This is a genomic window from Brevundimonas diminuta (assembly GCF_039673845.1).
Classification (GTDB): domain Bacteria; phylum Pseudomonadota; class Alphaproteobacteria; order Caulobacterales; family Caulobacteraceae; genus Brevundimonas; species Brevundimonas diminuta_E.
This window is the reverse complement of record NZ_JBDJMK010000002.1, coordinates 124,801-145,644: the sequence shown is the minus strand read 5'-3', so window position 1 is coordinate 145,644 and position 20,844 is coordinate 124,801. Positions and strand designations below refer to the sequence as shown.

Genomic DNA, 20,844 nt, shown 5'->3' with positions numbered 1-20,844 from the left:
CAAGACAAGGAATCGTCGTGACCAAAGCCCCCTTCGCCGACACCCGCGTGACGCTGGACCCGCAACCGGATGCGGGCCGCGAATACTGGAGCAATACGACCGACAACACCGTGCCCCCGCCCGACATGGTCGGCGCCTATGTGCGCAACAAACCCCTGCCGACGGACGGGATCGAAGACCGCAAGGCCTATGTGATCGGCAGCGGCATCGCCGGTCTGGCGACGGCCTTCTACCTGATCCGTGACGGTCGGATGCCCGCCGGGAACATCACCATCATCGAGAGTCTGGACATCGAGGGCGGCTCGCTGGACGGCGCCGGCAACGCCGAAGAGGGCTACATCGTCCGCGGCGGCCGCGAGATGAACTGGAACTACGACAACTTCTGGGACCTGTTCCAGGACGTGCCCGCGCTGGAACTGCCCGAAGGCTACAGCGTGCTGGACGAATACCGTCTGGTGAACGACGCCGACCCCAACTATTCCAAGGCCCGGCTGATGCACAAACAGGGCCGGATCAAGGACTTTTCCACCCTGGGCCTGACGCGGTCCGAACAGTGGGAGACCTTCAAGCTGCTGATGATGCGCAAGGAAGACCTCGATGACGTCACCATCGAGGACTATTTCAGCGAAGGCTTCCTGCAGAGCAATTTCTGGTTCTTCTGGCGCTCGATGTTCGCCTTCGAGAACTGGCACAGCGCGTTGGAGATGAAGCTGTACATGCACCGCTTCCTCGATGCGCTGGACGGTCTGAACGACATGTCCGCCCTCGTCTTCCCCAAATACAACCAGTTCGACAGCTTCGTTAAGCCGCTGATCCGCATGTTGCGCGAACAGGGGGTGCAGGTGCGGTTCAACACCCGCGTCCACGACCTCGATATGACCCACGCGGACGGCAAGCGCACCGTCACCGCCATCCGCTGCCGCACGGACGGCCGCGAAGACGTCATCGCCGTCGGCCCGCGCGATCTCGTCTTCGCCCTGACGGGATCGATGACCGAAGGCACCGTCTATGGCGACATGGACACCGTCCCCGAACTGGACCGCAGCGCGCTGACGCCGGGCGAGGACAGCGACTGGGCCCTGTGGCGCAACCTGGCCAAGGCGTCGCCGATCTTCGGCAGGCCCGAGAAGTTCTACGGCGATGTCGACCGGTCGATGTGGGAATCCGCGACCCTGACGTGCCGGGCCTCGCCGCTGGTCGAAAAGCTGAAGGAGCTGTCCGTCAACGACCCCTACAGCGGCCGCACCGTCACCGGCGGGGTGATCACCTTCACCGACTCCAGCTGGGTGTTGAGCTTCACCGCCAACCGTCAGCCGCACTTCCCCGACCAGCCTGACGACGTGCTGGTGCTGTGGGTCTACGCCCTGCTGATGGACAAGGACGGCGACCATGTGAAGAAGCCGATGCCCGCCTGCACCGGCCGCGAGATCCTGGCCGAACTGTGCCACCATCTGGGCATCGTCGACCAGCTGGACGCGGTCGTCGCCAACACCAAGGTGCGCACGGCGCTGATGCCCTATATCACCGCCCAGTTCATGCCGCGCGCCGCCGGAGACCGCCCCGCCGTCGTGCCCGAAGGCTGCACCAATCTGGCGCTGGTCGGCCAGTTCGTCGAAACCCACAATGATGTGGTCTTCACTATGGAAAGCTCGGTCCGCACCGCGCGGGTCGCCGTCTACAGCCTGCTGGGCCTGCCCAAGCAGGTTCCCGACATCGCGCCGACGCAATACGACCTGCGCACCATGCTGAAGGCCGCCCGCGCCCTCAGCAACAACGAGCCCTTCCCTGGCGAGCGCCTGCTGCACCGCCTGTTGGACAAGACCTATTTCGCCCATATCCTGCCGCCGATTCCCGAGCAGGAGACCACGCTCAAGGCGCGGTTCGACGACGAACTGGGCAGTCTGTTCGGCAAGGGCGGCCAGGCCCTGAAAACCGCTCAGGACTGGTATGACGACTTGAAGACCAGCCTGCGCGCCAAACGCGCCAGGAAATAGCAAAGGACAGCCATGACGACCGGGCCGGGAGAGCAGAAACGGCGTTCACGCCGCGAGATGCAACAGGACACCCGCGCCCGGCTGCTGGAGGCCGCCTTCCATATCGTCGCCGAAGGCGGGGTGGCGGCGGCCTCGATCCGCGGCGTCTGCGAACGCGCCGGGTTTTCGCAAGGCGCCTTCTATTCCAACTTCGCCTCCAAGGACGAGCTGCTGCTGGCCCTGATGGAGGGCTATATGGCCGAGATCATCGCCGTGCTGGACGGCGTCGTCGATCAGCACAGCGACCGCTCGCTGGAGGACAGCCTGCGCGCCATCGCCGGTCGACTGGCCGAACTGGCGCAGCGGCCGGTCCTGTCGCTGCTGGCCATCGAACTTCACCTGCACGCCCGGCGCGACCCCGGCTTCGCCGGACATTTCGACCGGGTGAAGGCCCAGTATCACAAGCAGTTCGCCCAGGTGATCGCCAAGCTGATCGATCACCACGGGCTGAAGCCGATCATATCGCCGCTGCAGATGTCCATCGCCATGCACGCCCTGTGGTCCGGCTCCATCGTCCAGGCCACGGTCAGCGACGCCCTGCCGGTCGACGAAGCCATCATCCTGATGTTCCGCACCGCCACCGGCTGCGCCGCCGACGGCTGAACCCGCCGCACTCATACGTCAAATCCGGTCGCATATCGATAAATGTTCTCGTTCAGTTCACGAGAACATCTTGCGAACATGAACAAACCGTGTCCATAGTCCGGCTCAACGAGGGAGCGGGTCCGTGGCGGGTCTCTCCCGAAGTCAGATGGGAATCATGGCAAGGGAGAGAAAACCAATGTCACAGGCGGCACTGAAGCTCGTGGGTAAAGAAGACGGCGACAAACAACGCGCTCTTGAGGCGGCGATCGCGCAGATCGATCGCGCTTTCGGCAAGGGCTCGGTCATGAAACTGGGCAAGGCCGGACAGGTGGCCGAGATCGAAAGCGTCTCGACCGGCTCTCTGGGCCTCGATCTGGCGCTCGGCATCGGCGGCCTGCCGGTCGGCCGGGTGATCGAGGTGTTCGGCCCCGAATCCTCGGGCAAGACGACCCTGGCCCTGCACACCGTGGCCGAGGTCCAGAAGAAGGGCGGCGTGGCCGCCTTCGTCGACGCCGAACACGCGCTCGATCCCGTTTATGCGCAAAAACTGGGCGTCAACCTCGACGACCTGCTGGTGTCGCAGCCCGACGCGGGCGAGCAGGCGCTGGAGATCGTCGACACCCTGGTGCGCTCGGGCGCCGTGGACATCGTGGTGGTCGACTCGGTCGCAGCCCTGACGCCGCGCGCAGAAATCGAGGGCGAGATGGGCGACAGCCTGCCCGGCCTTCAGGCCCGTCTGATGTCGCAGGCCCTGCGCAAGCTGACGGCCTCCATCTCCAAGTCCAAGTGCATCGTCCTGTTCATCAACCAGATCCGTCACAAGATCGGCGTCATGTACGGCTCGCCGGAAACGACGACGGGCGGCAATGCGCTGAAGTTCTACGCCTCGGTCCGCCTCGACATCCGTCGCACCGGCGCGATCAAGAACCGCGACGAGGTGGTCGGCAACACCACCCGCGTCAAGGTGGTCAAGAACAAAGTCGCCCCGCCGTTCCGCGAGGTCATCTTCGACATCATGTACGGCGAAGGCATCTCCAAGATCGGCGAGATCATCGATCTGGGGGTCAAGGCCAACATCATCGAGAAGTCCGGCTCCTGGTTCTCCTACGACTCCACCCGCATCGGTCAGGGCCGCGAGAACGCCAAGGAGTTCCTGAAGAACAACCCCGACATGGCCCTCGCCATCGAAAAGGCCGTCCGCCAGTCCACGGCCAAGATCGCCGACGACATGCTGGGCGCCCCCGAACCCGACGAGGGCCAGGACCTCGAGGGCTAATCCACCCACCACCCAACCGCCGTCATCCTCGGGCCTGACCCGAGGATCCAGCCGGGCAGCACGCCCAATCCTTTTTCGCCGGGATCGCACAGACAATCCGATCCTTGGGCCAGGCCCGGAGATGACGGCGGGAGGCAAGGGGCCCGTCCTGACGGCCAGAGCTTCTCCGTTCGCCGCCGCGCGACCCGCCTACCGACCCCGCGCGGCCGGTCGGACGGAGATCGGCCCGCCCGACCTGCTTCGGGCGGGCCTCTTTTTTGTTCAGCGCCTGCCAGCCTCCCGCTCATCCCGGCGGACGCCGGGATCCAGTGCTTTGGCCCCAAGCCGCGACAGTCAACGGATAGCCGCGGTTGAGCCCCTCCCGTCAAACCCGGTTTCCCGACGCAACCGACTTGTTTCCCTCCCTTGCCCGCAGGCAGAGTGTTTCCGAACCCACGGAGCCCCCCCATGACCTTCGCCACCGCCGACCTCTGCGACGCCCATCCTGATGCGGTGAAGGTCTGTCAGGTTTCCTTCCGCAGCTTCGGCAAGGTCCCCGCCTTTCACGGCCCCATCCGAACCCTCAGCGTGCTGGACGACAACGCCCTGGTCCGTCAGACGCTGGAGCGCCCCGGTCAGGGCGCCGTGCTGGTCGTCAACGGCGGCGGTTCGCTGAAGCGGGCGCTGGTCGGGGACAATCTGGCCAGACTAGCCATCGACAACGGCTGGGCCGGCATCGTCGTCCACGCCGCCATCCGCGACAGCGCCGTCATCGACGTGATGGATGTCGGCGTCAAAGCCCTCGGGACCATCCCCCTGCGCGCCGACCGCGAGGCCATCGGCGAGATCGACATCCCCACCGCCTTCGGCGGCGTCATCTTCACCCCCGGCGACTGGCTCTACGCCGATGCGGACGGCGTCATCGTTTCCGCACAGCGGCTGCACGACTAAAGATCGCCTTCCTCCCTCCGTCATCCTCGGGCTTGACCCGAGGATCTAGAGGCGGCGCGCCTCTCATCGCCAATGTCGCGCAGGCGGATAGTCCGATCCTCGGGTCAAGCCCGAGGATGACGGCAGGAGTCAGCGTCCCGGCACAGACAACGGCAGGTGTCGGCGTCCCGGCGCGACCAAGGAAAACGCCGGCCCGCCCGTTACATCACGCGCCAGTGATGCGTTCGGCGCAAAATCCCTATATGACGCCGGTTCCGATATTTCCTCCGCGCGCCCGAGTTCCAGAGCGATACGCCCATGACCAGCCTGAAGCAGATCCGTTCCACCTTCCTCGACTACTTCGCCGCCGACGGCCACGAGAAGGTGCAGTCGGCTCCGCTCGTGCCGCAGAACGACCCGACCCTGCTCTTCGTCAACGCGGGCATGGTGCCGTTCAAAGACTATTTCACTGGCGCCGCCACCCCGCCCTACAAGCGCGCCACCAGCTCGCAGAAATGCGTCCGCGCAGGCGGCAAGCACAACGATCTGGACAACGTCGGCTATACCGCGCGTCACCATACCTTCTTTGAAATGCTGGGGAATTTCTCCTTCGGCGACTATTTCAAGGAACACGCGATCGAGCGCGCCTGGAACCTGATCACCAAGGACTTCGGCCTCGACAAGAACCGCCTGCTGGCCACCGTCTACATCGACGACGACGAAGCCTTCGACCTGTGGAAGAAGATCGCGGGCCTGCCGGACTCGAAGATCATCCGCATCGCGGGCGCCGACAACTTCTGGGCCATGGGCGACAGCGGCCCGTGCGGCCCCTGCACTGAAATCTTCTGGGACCACGGCGACCACATCCCGGGCGGTCCTCCCGGTTCGCCGGACGAGGACGGCGACCGCTTCGTGGAGATCTGGAACAACGTCTTCATGCAGTATGAGAAGGAGAACGATCAGATCGTTCGCGACCTTCCCAAGCCCAGCGTCGACACCGGCATGGGTCTGGAGCGCATCGCCGCCGTGCTGCAGGGCGTCCACTCCAACTATGACGTCGACCTGTTCAAGACCCTGATCGCGGCCTCCGAAGAACTGACCTCGACCAAGGCCGAGGGCGAGCGCGCGCCGTCGCACCGGGTCATCGCCGACCACCTGCGCTCGACCGCCTTCCTGATCGCCGACGGCGTGACCCCCTCGAACGAGGGCCGCGGCTATGTCCTGCGCCGCATCATGCGCCGCGCCATGCGCCACGCTCACCTGCTGGGCGCGTCGGACCCGCTGATGCACCGTCTTGTGCCGACGCTGGTTCAGGAAATGGGCGAGGCCTATCCGGAACTGGGCCGCGCACAGGCCTTCATCGAAGACACGCTGAAGCAGGAAGAGATCCGCTTCCGCACCACGCTGGGCCGCGGCATGAACCTGTTCGATCAGGCGACGGCCGAGTTCAAGGCGGGCGACATGCTGGACGGCCAGACGGCCTTCACCCTGTACGACACCTACGGCTTCCCGCTTGACCTGACGCAGGACGAGGCCCGCCGTCGCGGCTTCAGCGTCAACGTCGACGGCTTCGAATCCGCCATGGCCGAACAGCGCGACCGCTCGCGCGAGCACTGGAAGGGCTCGGGCCAGACGGCCTCGGCCGGGGCGTGGCTGTCCCTGCGCGACCAGCACGGCGGCACGGAATTCACCGGCTATGAGTCCGAGACCGGCGAAGGCAAGGTCCTCGCCATCGTCAAGGACGGTGCAGAAGCTGCGTCCGCCGCGACCGGCGACACGGTCGAGGTCCTGCTGGACAAAACTCCCTTCTACGGCGAAGGCGGCGGTCAGGCGGGCGACAAGGGCGCCTTCGTCTGGAGCGGCGGCGAAGGCTGCGTTCTCGACACCAAGAAGCACGGCGGCGACCTGCACGTTCATACGTTGGCAGTGACCAAGGGTTCGCTGGCCACCGGCGCGGTCGTCACCGCCACGGTCGAGGAAGGCTCGCGCCCGACCACCCGCGCCAACCACTCGGCCGCCCACCTGTTCCACGCCGCCGTCAAGAACGTGCTGGGCGCGCACGTCGCTCAAAAGGGCCAGATGGTCGACGCCGAGCGCATGCGCTTCGACTTCAGCCACAACGCCCCGATGACGGACGAGGAGATCGCCCGCGTCGAGGACGAGGTGAACGCCGTCATCCGCCAGAACGTCCCGGTCACGACCGAACTGATGACGCCCGACGCCGCCATTGCGGCGGGCGCCGTGGCCCTGTTCGGCGAGAAATACGGCGACGAGGTCCGCGTCCTGACCATCGGCCGCGCCCTGTCGGGTCCGGGCGCCTATTCGGTCGAACTGTGCGGCGGCACCCACGTCTTCCGCACCGGCGACATCGCCCTGTTCAAGATCGTGTCCGAAGGCGGCGTGGCCGCCGGCGTGCGCCGCGTCGAGGCCCTGACCGGCGAGGCGGCCCGCCGCTTCCTGCTGGATCAGGCCAATGTCGCGCGCCATCTGGCGCAAGGCTTCAAGATTCAGCCCGCCGAGGTTCCAGCCCGCGTCGAGGGCTTGCAGGCCTCGGTCAAGACGCTGGAGAAGCAGGTCGCCGACCTGAAGAAGCAGCTGGCGCTGGGCGGCGGCGCAGGCGCCAATGCGGCTCCCGAAGAGATCGGCGGCATCAAACTGATCGCCCGCGTTCTGGACGGCGTCGACGGCAAGGGCCTGCGCGGCGTGGCCGAGGACTTCAAGAAGCAGATCGGCTCGGGCGTCGTCGCCCTGGTCGGCGTCACCGACGGCAAGGCGGCCATCACCGTCGCCGCGACGCCCGACATGGCCGGCAAGGTCAATGCGGCCGATCTGGCCCGCGACGCCGTCATCGCCATGGGCGGCAAGGGCGCAGGCGGCAAGCCCGACTTCGCCCAGGGCGGAGCGCCGGACGGCTCCAAGGCCGAAGACGGCCTGAACGCCATCCGCACCGCGCTGAAGGGCTGATCGCCCGACAGGCTGAAACAGGAAAGGGCGGCGCATCGGATGCGCCGCCCTATTCTTTGAGCCGCGCGCGTATTGGGGTTTGAGCGCGGCTCTAACTCCGCTCATCCCGGCGGAGGCCGGGATCCAGGAAGAGCGCCACGCGGCGTCCTTTCCATTTCAGCAAAGCGCTTGATGCCAAAGCACTGGATCCCGGCCTCCGCTGGGATGAGCGGAGTGTGGCCTACTCCGGCGCCCCCAGATCGATCCCCGCCAGCTTCCAGCCGAACAGATGGCGGCGCTTCATCAACAGGGACACCGCCTCATCGGGTCGGTCGTCGCGCGTCAGCGTCACGGCGAAGGTGTCCAGATCGCGATAGCTCCAGGACTGTCTCACGCGCTTGCTCTCGCCCTCGACGGTCGGAGGCGTCGCATCGCGGCCGGGCAGAGGCTTGGGCGCGCGGCCTTCCTGAACCATGACGGCGATGGCCTGCGGCGTAACGAAGGCGTCCACCGCCCCGCCGACGATGGCGGGCGCCAGCAGCATGCCCAGCCCCGACAGGGCGTTGTCGGACATGCGCTTGTCCTTGCGCATCTCGACCATCATGCGAGCGTTCAGCTCGTCCTTCAGACTGGCGCGGAAGGCCGGGAAGTCGACCTGACGCTCCAGCCCCTTGCGGTCCCCGACCTGGGCCGCCTGCACCAGCGCGCGCGCCGCCAGCAGCGGCGAGGCCGCATAGGCGATCACGAAGACGGCGACGGCCGCCACGCTCAAACGAATGATCAGCTTGCGGTTCATCAGCCCTCCCCTGCCTTGCGAACGCGACGGGACCGCGACGGAACAGCGTCAAAATCCCTAAACGGATTAGGGACATGGATCGCAGGCGGGTTCAATGCGTGTTTTCACCGGCGTCATCTCCACACGCGACCGCCGCCTTCGCCGCCGACGCTGCACCTGCCGCACCGCCGTACCGCCACCCGGCGCCGTCATCCTCGGGCTTGCCCCGAGGATCCAGCCATCCGCGTGCAGGACATGGGCAAGGTCGAGCGCGCCGCCGCACTCGATCCTCGGGTCAAGCCCGAGGATGACGGCGGAGAACTAGATGACGGCCGAGAATTGGATGACCCCGCCAACAAAAAGGCCCGCCGGATCGCTCCGGCGGACCTTCATGTCGTACCGAGCTAAACTCAGCCGATGCCCGGCAGGGCCTTCTTCAGGTTCTCGGACACCTTGTCCAGGAAGCCTTCGGTCGTCAGCCAGGACTGCTGATCGCCGACCAGCAGGGCCAGATCCTTGGTCATGAAGCCCGACTCGACGGTTTCGACGACGACGCGTTCCAGCGTCTCGGCGAACTCGAGCAGCGCACCGTTGTCGTCCAGCTTGGCGCGGTGCTTGAACCCGGCCGACCATGCGAAGATCGAAGCGATCGAGTTGGTCGAGGTCGCTTCACCCTTCTGGTGCTGACGGTAGTGACGGGTCACCGTGCCGTGGGCGGCTTCGGTTTCCATGATCTTGCCGTCCGGGGTCATCAGGACCGAGGTCATCAGGCCCAGCGAGCCGAAGCCCTGCGCCACGATGTCCGACTGAACGTCGCCGTCGTAGTTCTTGCACGCCCAGACGAAACCGCCCGACCACTTGATGGCGGCGGCCACCATGTCGTCGATCAGACGGTGTTCGTAGGTCAGGCCGCGAGCCTTGAACTCTTCGGCATAGTCGGCGTCGAACACTTCCTGGAAGATGTCCTTGAAGCGACCGTCATAGGCTTTCAGGATGGTGTTCTTGGTCGACAGATAGACCGGGTAGTTACGGGCCAGGCCGTAGCTGAACGAGGCGTGGGCGAAGTCACGGATCGACGAGTCGAGGTTGTACATGCCCATGGCCACGCCAGCCGAAGGCGCCTTGTAGACTTCGTGCTCGATCACTTCGCCGTCTTCACCGACGAACTTGATCGACAGCGTGCCCTTGCCCGGGAACAGGAAGTCCGTGGCCTTGTACTGGTCGCCGAAGGCGTGGCGGCCGACGACGATCGGCTGGGTCCAGCCCGGCACCAGACGCGGCACGTTCGAGCAGATGATCGGCTCGCGGAAGACCACGCCGCCCAGGATGTTGCGGATGGTGCCGTTCGGCGACTTCCACATCTTCTTCAGGCCGAATTCGGCGACGCGCGCCTCGTCCGGAGTGATGGTGGCGCACTTCACGCCGACGCCGTGCTTCTGGATGGCGTGGGCCGCGTCGATGGTGATCTGGTCGTCCGTGGCGTCACGGCTTTCCATGCCCAGATCGTAGTAGTCCAGCTCCAGATCAAGGTAAGGGAAGACCAGCTTGTCCTTGATCCACTGCCAGATGATCCGGGTCATTTCGTCGCCGTCGATGTCCACGATGGGATTGGCGACCTTGATCTTGGCCATGCTTACGCCTCTGTCTCTCAATCAGGGAAGGAATTCAGTGCAGGGGATATAGCGACCCCCGCGCGCGGGCGCAAAGGGGACGAAAGCCGCACGGCCGGAACAGAAGAATCGGAACGAAACAGCCGTTCGCCCGCTTGGCTTTCACGGCTACGCTTGGCGTCGCCGATTGTACAATGCATGGAACGCCTGATGACGCCTCGCCGCCTGCGGTTCGCCGCCTCCGTCGCCCTTCTTCCGCTCGCCCTGATCGCCTGCAAGGGCGGCGATGACGCCACGGCGAAAGAGGCCCCGGCCGCTGCGGCGCCCGCGGACGCCGCCGTCGCGCCTGTCGTCAAGGTCGCCGCCAATCCGGCCAGCGTGACGCGCGAGTTCCGCGACTGGACCGCTACCTGCGACAACACCAACCACTGCGCCGCCTTCGGGCCGGGGGCGAACCAGATGGGCTTCGTCATGGTGTCCCTGGCGCCCGGCCCGGACGCGCGCCCGGTCGTCCACATGGGCGGCTGGGGTCTGGAAGACGGCGAAGGCTCCGTCTACGCCGAGATCGACGGGCATCGCCATGCGGGCGAAAACACCAAGATGGACGAAGAGGGCGACGTCATCGCCTTCGCCCGTCCCTCGGCCCAATTGATCCATGATCTGGGCAATGGCGCCGCCATGTCGATCCGGCGCGGCGACAAGCAGATGAAGGTCAGTCTGGGCGGGGCCGCCGCCGCCTTCCTGTGGATCGATGAACGTCAGGGGCGGCTGGACACGACCACCGCCCTGATCCGTCGCGGCGACCGTCCGGCCTCCAGCGTGCCTGCGGCGCCCGCCGCCCCGCGCGTGACCGTCGCCGCCGCCGTGTCTCAGGACGGTCTGAGGCAGGACGACCTGTCGCCGTCCATGCTGGCCCACCCCAAGGTGATGGAATGCCTGGCCACATCCCGCAAGGGCGAACGGTTCGAGCCGGACGTAGTGGTGTCCCGCCTGGCCTCCGACAAACTGTTGTGGAGCGTGCCGTGCGGCGAGGGCGCCTATAACTTCACCCAGGTCTATTTCATCACTCCGGCGGACGGGACCGCGCCCCAGCCGGTCAGCTTCCCCATGGCCACGGGCAGCAACGACGAACTGGTCAACAGCCGCTATGACCCCAAGACCCGCACCCTGTTCGCCTTCGGGCGCGGGCGCGGCATCGGCGACTGCGGCCGCATGGGAACCTGGGCCTGGACCGGCGAGCGCTTCGCCCTGCTGAATGAAAAATCCATGCCCAGTTGCACCGCCGTTCCGCAGGACCTGTGGCCGACGACCTGGCGCGCGGCCAGCTGAGGGCGCAGCGAGCACAACCGGCTTCGTAAAAACCTGGACCCGCCGCTTTAAGACCCGCTCATCCCGGCGTCCGCCGGGACCCAGTCCTTTGGCTTCAAGAGCGGTCGGATAAACGGTCCAGCCTAAGTATGGCGCTCTCACTGGATCCCGGCGTCCGCCGGGATGAGCGGGGGAAAGATTGCGAGCCGCCGTCATGCTCAACAGGCCCCCGCACATGAAAACGGCCCGGACGTGCGAACGTCCGGGCCGTCTTTCGTTTCAGGCTGCCGCCGCGCGTCAGGCGCGCATACGGCCTTCCAGCACCGCCAGCGGCAGGGAGCCGCTGCCCAGCACCTTGTCGTGGAAGGCGCGCAGGTCGAAGCCCTGCTTGGCCTCGGCCTCCTTGCGCAGGCGGGCGATGACCGTGTGGCCGACCTTGTAGGAGCAGGCCTGACCCGGCCAGACGCAATAGCGGTTGATCTCGCTGTTCGAGGCGTCCAGCGGCTTGGCGCCCGAAGCCGCCATATATTCCACCGCCCGTTCACGGCTCCAGCGCTCGGAGTGCAGGCCGGTGTCGACCACCAGACGCACCGCGCGGAACAGATAGGACATCAGGAAGCCCACCCGGCCCAGCGGATCGGTCGCATAGGCGTCCAGATCATCAGCCGCGACCGCCTCGGCGTACAGCGCCCAGCCTTCGTTATAGGCCGAGAAACCGCCCGCGCGGCGCCATTGCGGCAGCTCGCCCGACTCGCGCTGCAACGCCACCTGCAGGTGGTGGCCCGGCGAGGCCTCGTGATAGGTCAGGGTCGGCAGGGCGAACTTCGGCCAGTTTCCGCTGTCGCGCAGGTTGATGTAGTAGGCGCCCGGACGCGAACCATCCAGCGGCGGCCCCTGATAGTAGCCGCCCGGCGCGCCCGACTGGATCGACACCGGCACGCGGCGGATTTCAACGTGGGTCTTGGGCAGGCGGCCGAAGACGGTCGGCAGCTTCGGCTCCAGCGCGGCGACCTGCTGGTTCAGCCACTTCAGCAGCTCTTCCTTGCCCGCGTCGGTGTTGGGGAACAGCTGGGCCGGGTCCTTGTTCAGGGCCTGAACCCGCTCGCCGACCGTGCCCTGGGTCATGCCCTGCGACTTCAGGATGCCGTCGATCTCGGCGGTGATCTCGGCCACCTGCTCGACGCCCATGGCGTGGATTTCCTTGGCCGACAGGGTGGTCGTCGTGTTCGACTTCAGCCCGGCGGCGTAGAAGGCTTCGCCTTCCGGCAAGCGCCACACGCCCGCATCGTGAACGGCCTTCGGACGGATGGCTTCCAGCGCCTCGATCTGACGGGCCAGGGCCGGTTTGATCTTCTCGTCCACCACGGCGGCGGCGCGCGCGTCATAACCCGACAGGTTCAGCGCCCCGGCCTTGCGGACCAGCGACTTGATCATGGCCATGTCGGCGGCCGGGGTGTCGCGCAGGGTGCGGATCTGCGGCAGCATGCGGTCAATGATGAAGTCCGGCGCGATCACGCCCTGACCAGCATCTTCGCGGACCTTGGCCGTCTCGCCGTCCAGCACGCCCGCAAAGGCCTCCAGACGCGACACGAAGGCGTCGGCGCCCGCCGCATCCTCGATGCGGTGCTGGTTGTCCATGAAGTCGGGCATGGAGAAATAGGACCCCGACAGTTGGGTCACGATATAGGGCGACGGACGGCCCGGACCCGAGCCGTAGTCGAAGCGCGCCGTTTCCGCCGAGGTCTCGCGCCCGAAAGCGGCGATGGCGTAGTTCAGTGCCCCGGCCTCGGACAGGCCCTTCTGATCGAAGGCCTTCAGTTCGTCCCAGCGCTTGACCGCCTTTTCGCGATCCTTGCGGATGGCGTCCGGCCCGGCTTCGCTCAGCTTGGCCGACAGGCCCGCGCGGGCGTCCTTGTCCAGGCCCAGATTGGTGGCGCGCTCGGGCGACTCATCGATGTCGGCCTCGAACCAGCCGTCCAGCAGGGCGTTCAGACGCGCATCGGCGTCGCCCCCCGGGGCGGCGCACTGGGCCAGCGCAGGCGCGACCGCGGCGGTGGCCGCGGCGCTCAGCAGAAGATTGCGGCGATTGATCATTGGATATTCCCCCAACTAGAGCCGCGCCGCGCCGGGCGTTGCTCTCATCACACTCAAAGAAGGACCGGCGCGTCCGGGAAACTCAGGCCGCCAGAGCCTATGCCGGCGTCCAGGCGTTCATGGTCCGCTCCAGCACCGTCAGCGGCACGCCGCCCAGGTTCAGGCCGGTGTCATGGAAGCCCTTGATGTCGAAGCGCGCCCCCAGACGCCGTTTGGCGTCTTCACGCAGCCGCACCCAGGTGGTGTGGCCGACCTTGTAGCTGGACGCCTGCCCCGGCCAGACGCAGTAGCGTTCGATCTCGGTGGCGATGGTGCTTTCCTTGTCGCCCAGCACATCGACCATATAGCGAATGCCCTGCTCGCGGCTCCAGCGCTTGTGGTGCAGGCCGGAGTCCGCCACCAGCCGCGCGGCGCGGAACATCAGCGACTGCAGATAGCCCACCTGACCGAAGGGGTCGTTCTCATAGACCCCCATCTCGTCGGCCAGTTGCTCGGCATACAGGCCCCAGCCCTCCGAATAGGCCGAGAAGCCCATGACCTTCATCAACAGCGGCGTGTCCGGCTTTTCCTGCTGCAGGGCGATCTGGTGGTGATGGCCCGGCGTCGCCTCATGATAGGTCAGCGTCGGCAGCATCCATTTCGGCCACTCGGCCGTGTCGCGCAGATTGATGTAATAGGCGCCCGGCCGCGATCCATCCAGCGCCGGCGACTGGTAATAGCCGCCCGGCGCCCCCGCCTCGATGGCTTTGGGCACGCGGCGTATTTCAACCGGCGACTTGGGCAGGCGGCCAAAATAGTCCGGCAGACGCGCCTGCATGGCGACCATCTGCACGTTCAGCTCCTGCAGCAGTTCTTCCTTGGCCTCGTCCGTATTCGGATAGACGAAGCGCTGGTCGTGGCCGATGGCGGCGATGCGCTCTCCCACCGTGCCCTGGGTCATGCCCTGCGCCTTCAACAGGGCGTCGGCGCGGGCCGAGATTTCGGCCACCTGCTCCAGCCCCATCTCATGCACCTCGTCCGGCGTCATGCCCGAGGTGGTGTAGAACTTCAGGCCGAAGCGGTAATAGGCCTCGCCGTCCGGCAGGCGCCAGGCGCCGCCGTCGTGGGTCGCGCCGGGCCGCACGGTCTTGAAGGCTTCGGCCTGGCGCTGAATGGCCGGATAGACGTCGCGGGTCAGGATGGCCGCCGCGCGATCGGCCCAGTCGCCCGCAATGCCCTTTTCCGCCGCGCGCCGCGCGATCGAACGGGTCATCACCGAATCCGCGACCGGCGTTCCGGTCAGGGCGTCCATCTGCGTCAGGGTGCGGTCGATGACGAAGTCCGGCGGCACGGCCCCGGCGGCGAACTCGGCCTGCATCCGCGCCCGCTCGTCGTCCAGCCCCTTGGCGAAGTCCGTCAGACGCGACAGATAGGCCTCGGCGTCCTCGGCCGTCTCGATCCGGTGCTGGCTGTCGAGGAAGTCCGGCACCTGCTGATAGGCGCCGCCCAGCTGGCTGACGGTATAGGGCGACGGGAAGAAGCCGCCGCCATAGGGGAAGCGATACCCCTCCTGCACCGTGTCGCCGAAGAAGGTCAGGGTGTCGTGATGGACCTGATCATCGGCGCCCAGTTGCGCGCGGTCGACGGCCTTCAGCGCCTTCATGCCCTCGCTGAACCGCGCCTTGTCGGCGTCGATCTTGGCCTGCGACCGGTCGCTGAGCTTGAAGCGCGCGTCCGCCTTCGCCCCCCGGTCCATGCCCAGCATGGTCAGGGTTTCCGGATCGGACAGCAGCATGTCGTCGGCGATGCGGTCCAGCAGGGCGTGGAACTGCGTCGTGGCCGCGTTCGGAGCGGTTCCCTGCGCTCCGCTCTGGGTCCCGGCCTGAGCCAGGGCGCGAAACGGGCCGACGGCGGCCAGCGCTCCTCCGGCGGCGACCGACATCAGCAGACGACGGCGATCCATCATGAGCCCTCCTCCCAAAAAGCATTGGTCGGGGATGCTAACGACGTGGCCGCCGCCTGCAAGGCTTGATCGCCCCCAGAGGGCTTTTCCGTAGAATCAGCGCTTAACGTGCGCCTTGATGCAGTCACGCACGGCGCGCTTCAGGTCGCCCGGCGCATTCGGCTCGTCCACGCCCTCGGCGGCGAAGACGGCGCGCATGGCGGCGTCCAGCCCCTTGGGCAGGGCGGCGATCACCTTCTTCTGCCCCTTTTCATGCAGGCAGAAGCCGACCTGGTTGCACAGGTCCGCGAACATGGAATCGAAATCAGGGGCGGCGTCGGTCATCACACTCAGGCTTTCAGCCGCTTGGCGTGGAAGGCCACATGGTCGTCCACGAAGCTGGCCATGAAGAAGTAGGAATGGTCATAGCCCGGCTGCATGCGCAGGGTCAGCCCCTGTCCGGCCTTTTGCGCCGCCGCCTTCAGCAGTTCCGGCTTCAGCTGATCGCTCAGGAAGGAATCGGCGTCGCCCTGATCCACCAGAATGTCGTCGAAGACACCCTTCGCCGCCCCGCCCTCGATCAGCAGGGCCGCGTCATGCCTGGCCCATTCCGCCCGGTTCTCGCCCAGATAGGCGGTGAAGGCCTTCTCCCCCCACGCGCAGCGCGTCGGCGAGGAAATCGGCGCAAAGGCCGACACCGACTGGAACAGCTCAGGATGACGCAGCGCCAGCGTCAGCGCCCCATGCCCGCCCATCGAATGGCCGAAGACGGAGCGCGTCTTCGTCGTCGGGAACGCATCGTCAATCAGGTCGATCAGCTCGCCGGTGACATAGGTCTCCATGCGGAAATGCGGCGCCCACGGCGCTTGCGTCGCATCGACATAGAAGCCCGCGCCCTGCCCCAGATCATAGGCCTCGTCATTGGCGACACCCTCCCCGCGCGGACTGGTGTCCGGCGCGACGATGATGACGCCGTGTTCGGCGGCGGCCTTATAGGCCCCGGCCTTGGTCGTGAAGTTATCCTCGGTGCAGGTCAGCCCCGACAGCCAGATCAGGACCGGAAACGGCCCTTCCCCCGCCGGAACAAAGACCGACAGCGTCATGGGCGTGCCTGTCGTCGCGCTGTCATGCTTCAGATAGCGCAGCGTCCCGCCGTGAACGACGTGGCTCTTGACCGTTTCCATCAGACTAAAAAACTCCAGATCAGTCCGGCCAGACCCTGGCCATGAAGGCGTCATCGAGGACGCCTCCGTTCTCGGAAAAATGCGCATACCAGTCGCGCGGAATGGGGGCGACGGCGCCCTCGGGCTGCGCCCCTCCGCCCCAGGCCTCGAACTGCAGACCGACCAGAATCGGCCCCTGCCGCACGGGCGGCGCCGGAACCGCTGCGGCGGCGCTGGTGATCGCCTCGACCGCCTCGGGCTTCATCGACGGCTCGCCGGTCACGACGAAGGCGCGCGACCGCTCACCCGGCTTGACCATCAGCAACAGCATGCCCGACGCGCCCGCCTGCGTCGGCTGGGCCGCCGCGGCCGCGGCGACCGCCTCATCGACGGCCGCCAGATAGGGCGACAGGTCGGCGATCTCGACCCGCTCCTTCATCACCCGATCCGGCAGATACAGCACCACCTTCTTGCGCACCCAGGCGTCCGCAGGCGCCTCGGCGGGCGCGGGCGCGTCCGCCCCGCCCGGCGTGCAGGCGGCGAGCGCCCCGACCGCCGCAACGGCCATGATCGACGCAATCGCCGCCTTCGTCTTCATAGTCTCAACCCTCAGCCCGGCCGGTGAACGGCGCAGATCTTGTTGCCCGACGGATCGCGCAGATAGGCCAGATGCAGCTGACCGAAAGGCGTGGTGCGCGGCCCGGCCGGATCCTCGATGGCCGTGCCGCCCGCTGCAACCCCGGCCTCGGCGAAGGCCAGAACCGCCTCGGGGCTGCTGGCGAAGAAGCCGATGGTGCCGCCGTTGGCGTGACAGGCCGCCTGACCGTCGCGCGGCTTGACTACGCCCAGCATGCCGCGCGGCGTCATATACCAGACGCCCGGCATGGGCACATTGCCTTCCGTGCCCGGCTGATGGCCCAGCGCGCCCAGAACAGCGTCATAGAATTTGTGCGAGGCGTCGAGGTCGTTGGCCCCGACAGTGACGTGCGTGAACATGGTGATCCTCCCAGATCCGCCCGGACGGTTCGCCGGGCGCGGCCAGCTAAGCCGAGCAGGTTTCATTTGGCAACGAACTTTGCTGCACCTGCTCAGTCCGTCTTCAGTCGGGACGCGCGCCTTCGCGGGCGTAGGCGTCCATCAGCCCGGCGTAATCCTCAGGCGGCGGAAACTCAGTATAGCCGACCTTGGCCCCCGACTGCACGCCCGGCAGGCGCCGGTCCACGGCAGTTTCCAGTCGCCCATGGCCGAACCCTTTTCCCTAGAAGACGATGACCGAACGGATGCTCTTGCCTTCATGCATCAAATCGAAGGCTTCGTTGATGCGTTCCAGCGGCAGCGTATGGGTGATCATCGGGTCGATCTCGATCTTGCCGTCCATGTACCAGTCGACGATCTTGGGCGTGTCGGTGCGGCCGCGCGCGCCGCCGAAGGCCGAACCCTTCCAGACGCGGCCGGTGACCAGCTGGAACGGACGGGTGGCGATCTCCTTGCCCGCCTCGGCCACGCCGATGATGACGCTCTCGCCCCAGCCGCGATGGCAGGCTTCCAGCGCCTGACGCATGACCACGGTGTTGCCGGTGCAGTCGAAGGTGTAGTCGGCGCCGCCCCCGGTCAGTTCGACCAGATGGGCCACAACGTCCGACACGTCCTTCGGATTGACGAAGTGGGTCATGCCGAAGCGACGGCCCCACTCTTCCTTGTCGCCGTTGATGTCGACGCCGATGATCATGTCGGCCCCGACCATCTTCAGCCCCTGAATGACGTTCAGGCCGATGCCGCCCAGGCCGAAGACCACGGCGTTGGCGCCCGGCTCGACCTTGGCCGTGTTGACCACCGCGCCGACACCCGTCGTCACGCCGCAGCCGACGTAGCAGGCCTTGTCGAAGGGCGCGTCCTTGCGGATTTTCGCCACCGCGATCTCGGGCAGCACCGTGTAGTTCGAGAAGGTCGAGCAGCCCATATAGTGCGCGATCGCCTGCCCCTTGTAGGAAAAGCGGCTGGTGCCGTCGGGCATCAGCCCCTTGCCCTGCGTGCCCCGGATCGAGGTGCACAGATTGGTCTTGCGGCTCAGGCACGACTTACACTGGCGGCATTCCGGCGTGTACAGCGGGATGACGTGGTCGCCGACGGCCAACGAGGTCACACCCGGCCCCACCTCGACCACCACGCCCGCGCCCTCGTGGCCCAGAATGCTGGGGAAGATGCCCTCGCTGTCCAGACCGTCCAGCGTATAGGCGTCGGTGTGGCACACGCCCGTCGCCTTGATCTCGATCAGCACCTCGCCCGCGCGCGGTCCTTCCAGATCGACCTCGACGATCTCGAGCGGGCGTTTGGCTTCGAACGCGACGGCGGCGCGGGTTTTCATGATGAGTGGTCCTTCGGACGTCCCTAACGCTCGCGACGCGGTCGCTCGCTGCTTCAGGGACATAAGTGGGCGGGTGATTTGACGACCTTACTACGCCCGTTGCGGCCGGGTCGAAACGGCGACAACCGCAAAACATTATTGCTGTTGAGCAACAATCCTGATCCAACGTCCCCATGAGCCGCTGGGACGGGATCGACGAATTCACCGCTGTCGCCGAACAGGCCAGCTTCTCTGCCGCCGCCCGACGTCTCGGCCTGTCGACCTCTGCCGTCAGCCGCGAGATCGCCCGGCTGGAGGACCGCCTTCAAACGCGCCTGCTCCACCGCACCACCCGCCGGGTCGAGCTGACCGATGCGGGCCGCGACTTCCTCGCCCGCTGCCGCCGCCTGATCGACGAGCGCGACGAGGCCCTGGCCGCCGTCCAGCCAGACGACCAGGCCCCGCGCGGTCTGCTGCGCATGACCTGTTCCGTCTCCTATGGCGAGCGGTTCATCGCCCCCGCCGTCAACGCCTTCGCGCGCCAGAATCCCGAGCTGCAGATCGAACTGGACCTCGACAACCGCCTGCGCGATCTGGTCGGCGACGGCTATGATCTGGCAGTGCGGTTCGGCCATCTGACCGACTCCCGGCTGATGGCGCGGCGCCTGGCCTCGCGGCGACTGATCCTGTGCGCCAGCCCCGACTATCTGGCCCGCCGCGGCGCCCCGCGCGACCTGTCCGAGATCGCCAGCCACAACGGCCTGATCGGCTCGGCCGAGCACTGGCGTTTCACCGAGGCGGGGCGCGAAGTGACGCTTCGCCCCTCCGGCCGCTGGCGCTGCAACTCCGGCGCGGCGGTGCTGGATGCGGCGCTGCAGGGGCTGGGCCTGTGCCAACTGCCCGACTTCTACGTCGCCGAGGCCCTGTCAGCGGGCGCCCTCGTCTCCCTGCTGGACGAAGCCCGCCCGCCCGACGAAGGCGTCTGGGCCGTCCACCCCCACCCCCGCCACGTCCCGCCCAAGGTCCGCGCCATGATCGACTGGCTGCACGACCGCCTGTCCGCACCAAGGAGCCCCGCATGAACCTCGTCATTCTGACCGGCGCCGGCGTCTCGGCCGAGAGCGGCGTGCCCACCTTCCGCGCCTCGGACGGCCTGTGGGAGGGGCATCGCGTCGAGGCCGTCGCCACGCCCGAAGGCTTCGCCGCCGACCCGGCTCTGGTGCAGGACTTCTACAACCAGCGACGGCGCCAGCTGGCCGCCGTCCACCCCAACGCCGCGCACCGGGCGCTGGCCGATCTGGCGGCGCGGTGGGCGGGCGACTTCCTGCTGGTGACCCAGAACGTCGACGACCTGCACGACCGGGCCCATGCGGAGACGCCACCCGCCGCAGGCTTCGAACTGATCCACATGCACGGCGAACTGAAGAAGGCGCGCTGCACCGCCTCGGGCGCCGTCTGCGACTGGCATGATGATCTGGAGGCGAGCCACGCCTCGCCCCACCACCCGCGCGGACATCTGCGCCCGCACATCGTCTGGTTCGGCGAAATCCCGCTGGAGATGGAGCGGATCGAGCGGGCGCTGGCGCGCTGCGACCTGTTCGTCTCCATCGGCACCTCGGGCGCGGTCTATCCGGCGGCGGGCTTCGTCCAACTGGCGCGCATGGCCGGCGCGCGGACGGTCGAGATCAATCTGGAACCGACGCAGGGCGCAGGCCTGTTCGACGAAGCGGTCTATGGCCCGGCGACGGAGGCGGTGCCGGGGTTTTTCGGGACGTTGTAAGCCTCTCACTCGCCGTCATCCTCGGGCTTGACCCGAGGATCGAGCGCACGGCGCGCTCATCCTCGCCGACCTCACACAAACGGACGACCCGATCCTCGGGTCA

At 66.9% G+C, this 20,844-nt stretch carries 18 protein-coding genes; 8 read left to right on the top strand and 10 right to left on the bottom strand.

Features of this window, described 5'->3' with window-relative positions; genetic code table 11:
* Positions 1-17: 17 nt before the first annotated feature.
* The 5 genes from ABE454_RS02690 to alaS all read left to right on the top strand — a co-directional run bounded on the left by ABE454_RS02690 (position 18) and on the right by alaS (position 7,767).
* Entirely contained in the window at positions 18-1,994 is a 1,977-nt protein-coding gene (locus ABE454_RS02690) for an oleate hydratase (protein ID WP_346528774.1), read from the top strand.
* A 12-nt stretch (positions 1,995-2,006) separates the two neighbouring features.
* Positions 2,007-2,636 carry a TetR/AcrR family transcriptional regulator gene (locus tag ABE454_RS02685; protein ID WP_346528772.1) on the top strand — a complete coding sequence of 210 codons (630 nt, stop codon included), beginning with the start codon at positions 2,007-2,009 and terminating at the stop codon, positions 2,634-2,636.
* Between the two features lie 178 nt (positions 2,637-2,814).
* Complete coding sequence (gene recA, locus ABE454_RS02680) at positions 2,815-3,894, top strand: recombinase RecA (protein WP_291779483.1); 1,080 nt, start codon at positions 2,815-2,817, stop codon at positions 3,892-3,894.
* Positions 3,895-4,341: 447 nt separating this feature from the next.
* On the top strand, positions 4,342-4,824 hold the full coding sequence (rraA, locus tag ABE454_RS02675; RefSeq protein ID WP_346528770.1) for a ribonuclease E activity regulator RraA: 483 nt from the start codon (positions 4,342-4,344) through the stop codon (positions 4,822-4,824).
* A gap of 297 nt (positions 4,825-5,121) precedes the next feature.
* Entirely contained in the window at positions 5,122-7,767 is a 2,646-nt protein-coding gene (alaS, locus tag ABE454_RS02670) for an alanine--tRNA ligase (RefSeq protein ID WP_346528768.1), read from the top strand.
* Positions 7,768-7,987: 220 nt separating this feature from the next.
* On the opposite strand, the gene ABE454_RS02665 is transcribed toward alaS, so the two are convergent.
* Both ABE454_RS02665 and ABE454_RS02660 read right to left on the bottom strand, forming a co-directional pair.
* Positions 7,988-8,542, bottom strand: a complete 555-nt coding sequence (locus ABE454_RS02665) for a DUF2939 domain-containing protein (RefSeq protein ID WP_346528766.1) — start codon at positions 8,540-8,542, stop codon at positions 7,988-7,990.
* A gap of 389 nt (positions 8,543-8,931) precedes the next feature.
* Complete coding sequence (locus ABE454_RS02660) at positions 8,932-10,152, bottom strand: NADP-dependent isocitrate dehydrogenase (protein WP_346528765.1); 1,221 nt, start codon at positions 10,150-10,152, stop codon at positions 8,932-8,934.
* Positions 10,153-10,341: 189 nt separating this feature from the next.
* Here ABE454_RS02660 and ABE454_RS02655 point away from each other — a divergent pair, with 189 nt between their 5' ends.
* The gene (locus tag ABE454_RS02655; RefSeq protein ID WP_346528763.1) at positions 10,342-11,460 is read left to right on the top strand and encodes a DUF1176 domain-containing protein; all 1,119 of its coding nucleotides are present in this window, start codon (positions 10,342-10,344) and stop codon (positions 11,458-11,460) included.
* 276 nt (positions 11,461-11,736) lie between these two features.
* Here ABE454_RS02655 and ABE454_RS02650 read toward each other — a convergent pair whose 3' ends face one another.
* From ABE454_RS02650 to ABE454_RS02615, 8 genes are all read right to left on the bottom strand, one after another.
* On the bottom strand, positions 11,737-13,533 hold the full coding sequence (locus ABE454_RS02650; RefSeq protein ID WP_346528761.1) for a DUF885 domain-containing protein: 1,797 nt from the start codon (positions 13,531-13,533) through the stop codon (positions 11,737-11,739).
* A gap of 97 nt (positions 13,534-13,630) precedes the next feature.
* Positions 13,631-15,478 (bottom strand): DUF885 domain-containing protein, encoded by a 1,848-nt coding sequence (locus ABE454_RS02645; RefSeq protein ID WP_346528759.1) that lies wholly within the window; start codon positions 15,476-15,478, stop codon positions 13,631-13,633.
* A gap of 93 nt (positions 15,479-15,571) precedes the next feature.
* Positions 15,572-15,799, bottom strand: coding sequence for a hypothetical protein (locus tag ABE454_RS02640; RefSeq protein WP_024354558.1), 228 nt, complete (start codon positions 15,797-15,799; stop codon positions 15,572-15,574).
* A gap of 5 nt (positions 15,800-15,804) precedes the next feature.
* Positions 15,805-16,638 carry an S-formylglutathione hydrolase gene (gene fghA / locus ABE454_RS02635; RefSeq protein WP_346528758.1) on the bottom strand — a complete coding sequence of 278 codons (834 nt, stop codon included), beginning with the start codon at positions 16,636-16,638 and terminating at the stop codon, positions 15,805-15,807.
* 19 nt (positions 16,639-16,657) lie between these two features.
* Positions 16,658-17,215: a hypothetical protein gene (locus tag ABE454_RS02630; RefSeq protein WP_346528757.1), complete on the bottom strand. Its 558-nt coding sequence runs from the start codon at positions 17,213-17,215 to the stop codon at positions 16,658-16,660.
* 11 nt (positions 17,216-17,226) lie between these two features.
* Positions 17,227-17,613 (bottom strand): VOC family protein, encoded by a 387-nt coding sequence (locus ABE454_RS02625; protein WP_346528756.1) that lies wholly within the window; start codon positions 17,611-17,613, stop codon positions 17,227-17,229.
* Positions 17,614-17,716: 103 nt separating this feature from the next.
* Positions 17,717-17,839 (bottom strand): hypothetical protein, encoded by a 123-nt coding sequence (locus ABE454_RS02620; protein ID WP_346528755.1) that lies wholly within the window; start codon positions 17,837-17,839, stop codon positions 17,717-17,719.
* 36 nt (positions 17,840-17,875) lie between these two features.
* A complete protein-coding gene (locus tag ABE454_RS02615) occupies positions 17,876-18,982 on the bottom strand; it encodes an S-(hydroxymethyl)glutathione dehydrogenase/class III alcohol dehydrogenase (protein ID WP_346528753.1) in 1,107 nt (368 codons plus the stop codon).
* A gap of 173 nt (positions 18,983-19,155) precedes the next feature.
* Here ABE454_RS02615 and ABE454_RS02610 point away from each other — a divergent pair, with 173 nt between their 5' ends.
* Both ABE454_RS02610 and ABE454_RS02605 read left to right on the top strand, forming a co-directional pair.
* Positions 19,156-20,043, top strand: a complete 888-nt coding sequence (locus tag ABE454_RS02610) for a LysR family transcriptional regulator (RefSeq protein WP_346528751.1) — start codon at positions 19,156-19,158, stop codon at positions 20,041-20,043.
* Entirely contained in the window at positions 20,040-20,741 is a 702-nt protein-coding gene (locus ABE454_RS02605) for an NAD-dependent deacylase (protein WP_346528749.1), read from the top strand. Before ABE454_RS02610 ends, ABE454_RS02605 begins: the two co-directional genes overlap by 4 nt.
* The last annotated feature ends 103 nt before the right edge of the window (positions 20,742-20,844 follow it).